At 67.0% G+C, this 6,198-nt stretch carries 5 protein-coding genes; 3 read left to right on the forward strand and 2 right to left on the reverse strand.

Features of this window, described 5'->3' with window-relative positions; all coding sequences use genetic code 11:
• Together nhaA and argS are read right to left on the reverse strand one after the other, a co-directional pair.
• A partial coding sequence (gene nhaA / locus AC08OT_RS18395; protein ID WP_476603096.1) for a Na+/H+ antiporter NhaA occupies positions 1-1,322 on the reverse strand: 1,322 nt, incomplete at its 3' end.
• Between the two features lie 108 nt (positions 1,323-1,430).
• Complete coding sequence (gene argS / locus AC08OT_RS18400; RefSeq protein WP_476594349.1) at positions 1,431-3,254, reverse strand: arginine--tRNA ligase; 1,824 nt, start codon at positions 3,252-3,254, stop codon at positions 1,431-1,433.
• Between the two features lie 639 nt (positions 3,255-3,893).
• Here argS and AC08OT_RS18405 point away from each other — a divergent pair.
• The 3 genes from AC08OT_RS18405 to AC08OT_RS18415 all read left to right on the forward strand — a co-directional run bounded on the left by AC08OT_RS18405 (position 3,894) and on the right by AC08OT_RS18415 (position 5,754).
• Positions 3,894-4,565 carry a GPR1/FUN34/YaaH family transporter gene (locus tag AC08OT_RS18405; RefSeq protein ID WP_476594347.1) on the forward strand — a complete coding sequence of 224 codons (672 nt, stop codon included), beginning with the start codon at positions 3,894-3,896 and terminating at the stop codon, positions 4,563-4,565.
• 496 nt (positions 4,566-5,061) lie between these two features.
• Positions 5,062-5,439 (forward strand): dienelactone hydrolase family protein, encoded by a 378-nt coding sequence (locus AC08OT_RS18410; RefSeq protein ID WP_476594346.1) that lies wholly within the window; start codon positions 5,062-5,064, stop codon positions 5,437-5,439.
• Between the two features lie 51 nt (positions 5,440-5,490).
• Positions 5,491-5,754, forward strand: a complete 264-nt coding sequence (locus tag AC08OT_RS18415) for a helix-turn-helix domain-containing protein (protein ID WP_476594345.1) — start codon at positions 5,491-5,493, stop codon at positions 5,752-5,754.
• Positions 5,755-6,198: the final 444 nt, after the last annotated feature.

The raw sequence follows: 6,198 nt of genomic DNA on the forward strand, positions 1-6,198 counted from the left end.
AGAACGAGGTGGGCGGTCTCGGTCCGCTCCAGCTGAGCGTAAGCCTGGTTACGCAGGCGCAGCAGCACGGCCGCCAACAGAGCGGCGATCAGGGAGCCGGCCAGCACGGCGATCCTGACGTGATCGCTACGAGGGGAATCGCTCCCGAACGCCAGCTCCCCGATGAGCAGGGAGACGGTGAACCCGATGCCGCTCAGGATCGCCAGGCCCACCACATCGAGCCAGGCCAGCCCAGCGTCCAGGCTCGCCCCCGTGAAGCGCGCCACCAGCCAGGTCGCGGCGAGGATCCCGACCGTCTTGCCGACGACCAGGCCGAGGATCACGCCCACGGCCGCCCGGTCACTCAACGCCTCGGCTAGACCGTCGAGACCGCCCACCGTCACCCCGGCAGAGCAGAAGGCGAACATCGGCACGGCGATACCGGCCGAAATCGGACGCCAGCGGTGTTCGAAGTGCTCGGCTAGGCCTCGGTCCATCTCGGGAGCACGGCCCCGCTCGCTGCGCAGCACCGGCACCGCAAAGCCCAACAGCACCCCGGCGACGGTGGAGTGCACGCCGGAGGCGTGCACCAGCGCCCAGGTCGCCAGCGCCGGCGGCAGCAGCAGCCACCACGACCGCACCCGCCGCTGCACCAGCACGGTGAACGCCGCCAACGGCACGAGCGCGCCGACCAGGGGCGCGACCGACAGCCGCTCGGTGTAGGCGACGGCGATAATGACGATGGCCACCAGATCGTCGACCACCGCGAGCGTGAGCAGGAAGGTCCGCAACGCGATCGGCAGGTGTCGGCCGATGACCGCCAGTACCGACAGCGCGAAGGCGATGTCGGTCGCCGTCGGGATGGCCCAGCCTCGCAGCGCGCCGCTGCCCAGGTTCACCAACGTGTACAGGACGGCCGGGACGACGACACCGCCGAAGGCGGCGAGCACCGGGACCGCGGCGCGGCGCGGATCACGCAGGTCACCGGCGACGAACTCCCGTTTGAGTTCCAGCCCGGCGACGAAAAAGAAGATCGCCAACAGTCCGTCGGCGGTCCACTCCGCCAGCGTCAGATCAAGGTGGAGGGCGGCGGGACCAACCCGGACGGCCAGCAGCGATCGGTAGGCGTCGGACCAGGGCGAGTTGGCGAGTGCGAGCGCGAGCACGGCGGCGGCGAGCAGGAGCGCCCCGCCGATCGTCTCACCGCGCAGGATGGCGGCGACCCGCTGAGTCTCCGCCCGCGAACCACGGCCGAAAAGCCGGAAACCACGGCAAAACCGGGAGTCCCGGTGAAACCAGAAACTGCGGTGAAACCATGGACTGTGAGGTGGCGGCGGGCCCAAGGCGGTCTCCCAGCATCAGGGGTCGAATCGGACATCGCCGACCAGACTTCCCGGCACACCATGCACATCCGCGTGGATGCCAGCTTAACCTGGACCCGCCGGCCGGGCCTACATTCGGTCAGGCGCGGCGATGCCGAGCAGGTCGAGCCCTTGGCGCAGGGTGCGGGCGGTGAGCCGGCACAGGGCGATGCGGTTGGCGCGCAGGGAGCCCGGAGCGGACAGCACCGGGCAGGCCTCGTAGAAGTCGGTGTAGGCCTTGGCGAGATCGTAGAGATAGCCGCAGAGCCGGTGGGGTTCGAGGGCGCGGCTGACGTCGACGAGCGTGTCACCGAAGGCGTCGAGAGTGAGGACGAGCGCCCGTTCGGCGGGATGCGGCGTCAGGGTGGGGTCCACCTCGACCAGGGCGTCCGGGGCATCCGGGATGTTCGGAGTGTCCGGGGTGTCGCCGGCCTTGCGGAGGATCGACTGGATCCGGGTGTGGGCGTACTGCAGGTACACGCCGGTGTTCCCGATGAACGACACCATCCGTTCGACGTCGAAGGTGTAGTCCTTGGTCCGGGAGGTGGACAGGTCGGCGTATTTAACGGCGCCGATACCGGCCTGCTCGGCGATCAGGTCGAGCTCGGCCGGGTCGAGGCCGGGGGCCTTCTCGGCGACGATGGTGCGGGCCCGTTCCACGGCGGTGTCGAGCAGGTCCATGAGCTTGACGGTCTCGCCGGAGCGGGTCTTGAACGGCCTGCCGTCGGGGCCGAGGACGGTGCCGTAGGAGACGTGGGTGGCCTCGACGTCGTCGGACAGCCAGCCGGCGCGGCGGGCGGCCTCGAAAACGAGCCGGAAGTGCAGGGCCTGGCGGGCGTCGACGACGTAGAGCAGCCGGTCGGCCTTGAGATCGCGGATGCGGTAGCGGATCGTCGCGAGGTCCGTGGTGTCGTAGCCGTAGCCGCCGTCGTTCTTGCGGACCATGAGCGGCACGGGCTCCCCGTCCGGTCCGGTCACCTCGGCGGAGAACACGCACAGGGCCCCGTCGCTGCCGGCCGCGATACCCGCGCGCACGAGTTCATCGACGACATCGGGAAGCCAGGGGTTGTAGAAGGATTCGCTCACCGAGTCCTCACTAGTGAGCAGCACGCCGAGGCGGCGATAGATCTCCCCGAAGGCGAACTCGGACTCAGCGACGATGTCCCGCCACTGGCTGACGGTCGCCGCGTCGCCGGCCTGCAACGCGACGACCCGGCGCCGGGCCCGGTCGGCGAAGGCGGGGTTGGCGTCGAAGGTGCTCCGGGCGGCCCGGTAGAGGGTATCGAGGGCCGAGACCGTGGAGGCGCCGGCGGCAAGGTCGTCGTGGTGCCAGGACGCCGCGGGATGCTCGTCGAGGTACTGGATGAGCATGCCGAACTGGGTGCCCCAGTCCCCGAGATGGTTCTGGCGGATGACGTCCGCGCCGAGGAAGCCGAGCACCCGGGCCAGGCAGTCCCCGATGATCGTGGTGCGCAGGTGGCCGACGTGCATCTCCTTGGCGATGTTCGGCCCGGAGTAGTCGATGATCGTACGACGGCCCCGCTCGGCCGCGCCGACGCCGAGCCGCCCGGCGGCAAGGCGGGCGGTGACCTGCCGCCACAGCGCGTCATCGGCGAGGGTGATGTTAAGGAAGCCAGGCCCGGAGACGGTGACGTCGGCCACCAGAGCGGCGCCGTCGGCGCGCACGGCATCGGCGCGCACGGCATCAGCGACCGCAGCCGCCAGCTCCCCGGGGCGGCAGCGGGCCCGCCGGGCGAGCGCGAGCGCCGCGTTGGCCTGGAAGTCCGCGTGGTCGGAGCCCCGGACAACCGGGTCGGCGCCGGCGAGTTCCGGCAGCGCCCGGTCGATCGCACCGGCGACGGCGGTCTCGACCTGCCTGCTCAGCGACGGCACCTCATGGTTGCTCACGTTCATGTCCTCCTCCACCGATGTCTCATTGTTCCAGGCGTGGTGACGCGTTCCAGGCGTGGTGACCGGCGCCGGACGCGCAGCCACCGCAGCGCACGGCCACTGCGGCCGGCCGGGCTGCCTTGACCTCCGTTACAAACCGCACCAGCCCGCGGCGGTAGCTCTCCGGGAGTCCTTCCCCCACCCCGATCACGGGGCTACGGACAGGGTGCCACCGCGCCCGCACACGCTGTGCCATACGCCCACCTCCCGGCACCGGTCACACACGTCGGTACCGACAGCACACACCCCGCCCTCCGGGCAGCGCCAACCCCACCCGGCGCCTCCCGACCCGGCCAACGTTCATGGACATCGCGCTGGCGATGACGACCCACGAGTTCGGGTTCGACGAAGTCGAATGCGCCTTCAGGTTGAAGAAAACCAAGGAGGAAGGCATTATCAAACTCCTCGTTCGTTTCGCGTAGCCCGCAGCGTGACACGACGGCAAGTAACGCCAGCAAAACCGGGAGGGCCGAGCACTGCCTCACCGGCGTAGGACGGGGACGGCGTAGTCCCCACGGCACGTCCAGCCCTCCTCTACCGCCCGCACCCGCAGCACATACGGCGGGCCGCCTCGGAAACGGCCCCTTCAGGAGGATGATCCCGATGACCACCAGCACCGACAGCGCCACCGTCGCCACCCACTCACAGCCGTTACCGAACGAGACCGAGACATTACCCGCTCCGCCGCCTCTCAGCCCGCTGCGCGGCAACCCGGGCGTGATCGGTATCCCCACCTTCATCGCCGGTGCCGTCGGCCTCGGGCTGGTCGACACCGGGTGGCTTCCGCCCGCCGCGGGCGGCGCCGCCATACCCGTCATCATGACTGCCACCACCGTCGGTCTCCTGATCTCCGCGATCTGGGCGGCGGCGCTCGGGCAGAACGCCGCGGCCAGCCTGTTCGGGGTGTTCTTCGGGTTCTACGGCAGCTACGCCGCGTTCGTCCTCGGTCTCGGCCACAACTGGTACAACATCCCCGCCGATCAGGTCACCAGGAGCACCGAACTGTGGCTGATCAGCTGGCTGGTCACCATCGTCCTGTTCACCGTGGCCACCCTGCGGTTGCCCAGCAGCTACACCCTGCTGCTCGGGCTCGTCGACGTCGCGCTGGTGTTGCTACTGCTCGGCACCATCTACGCCAACACCGCCCTCACGCACGCCGGCGGCTACGTCGTGTTCGCCTTCATCGCGGTCGCGGTCTACCTGTACCTCGACATCATGTCCACCGAGACCGGCGGGAAGGGCCTGCCGCTCGGCAAGCCGATCATCTCCGGATAGCATGCCGCGCTACGATTGCCATAGATGGCCGAGCTGGCGCGTATTGATGAAAATTTCTTACATCTACCGTCAGATACCGATGATTCCATCCCCGAGCAAATAGCCATAACGCTTTAATACCTTAACGCCAAAGAGAGCAAGGAATCAGAGATAAGGATCAATTTCGCCTAGACGGCCAGGTGGCGCTGGCCACTGGTGGCGCCCGCGGCATCGACGCCGAGTCTGCTCGGCTTCTCGCAGCTGCGGGCGCCATCGTGTGGGAACCGACATGGCGGAGTCGTTCTTCCGCGAGAACCCAGAAAAGGTCAACACTACAAGTACATAAGCCGGCTCCTCGGCCCGGGACGTCACCACCCAGCGGGATGGAGGGGCGGACATCATCGCTACCCGCCTGACGCGCACCGATACTGATCTGATCATCGAGGTCTGAGATTCCAGCGCAGCCGCACCCATCCGGCAAGACCCGGCTCTCGACGCCGAGGGCGGACGCGGCCTGTTGCTGCTGTCGGCCCTGAGCACCCGATGGGCCTACTACCGACCTTCGACCGGCGGCAAGGTGGTCTGGTGCAGCCTGCCGCTGTTGGCGAGGACCAAGGTTGCAGTCGGGGACGCCGAGCCGTTGCCCTCTCGCCAGAGATCGACCGCACCCACCCTGATCGTCCACGGCACGAAGGACACCTTCATCGCTGTGGATGCCTCGCGGGCGGCTGTCGGCCGCTTCCGGGTGGAGCCCAGGCTAGTGGAGATCGAGCGGGCGCAGCACGGATTCGCGGTGCACGACGATCCCGCCTACGCCGATCCCCAGAGCAAGGTGACCCGAAGTGCCCCTACCTACCGTGGCGCACCGGCCGCAGCGGGACTACGGCAACGATGATGCACAATTGATGCATCTGATGCATCCGCGGGACGCGAAGGGATTGAGTTGATGACTCGGAAGCAAAGCGGTCTAACGGCTAGGCGCCGCGCCATGGGCTATTCTCAAGAGTCATTTGCGCATGAACTGGACGTTGACCGGACCACCGTCGGACGCTGGGAGCGCGGGGATGTCGATGCATGCCGCAGAGAACGGTGCTCCCGCAGAAGGGCTCACACTCGCGCGATCTATGGAGGGCCGCCGACTAACGCCCCGAATGGCTACGATGTTTGCGATGCGCGAGGCTCGCGCCTTGGCCACCTTGGGCGACAATAAGGCGGTCCGTATATTCTCTCGCGCACGTAGCCTCCATCAAGATGGAATCCGGGACAGCGATCCCGATTGGGCATGGTGGCTGGACGACGCACAGATTTTCGTACAGGAAGCTTCCCTACATGCCGATCTATCGGAATGGCATGACGCAATTCAGGCATATCGAGCACATTTTGACGAGATATCTCAGAAAAATAAATGTATACCTATAATTGACCATGCCATGTGTATGGCTTATATGGCGTATGTACTGGCCCGGGTGGATGCATGGTCTGACGCCGAATATTTCGCGCACGAGCTACTTGAAGGGGCGTCGGAGATCTGCCCCCGAGTTTATCCGTCGATCTTCCGTCTAGCGAGTATTATAAAGCGTGTGCCTACTTCGACCGATCTGCCCGATCTAGGACTCGCATTGAAATAACTTGATTATTCTATGTCGGGTCTACG

It is taken from the genome of Frankia sp. CgJB1, from assembly GCF_977947065.1.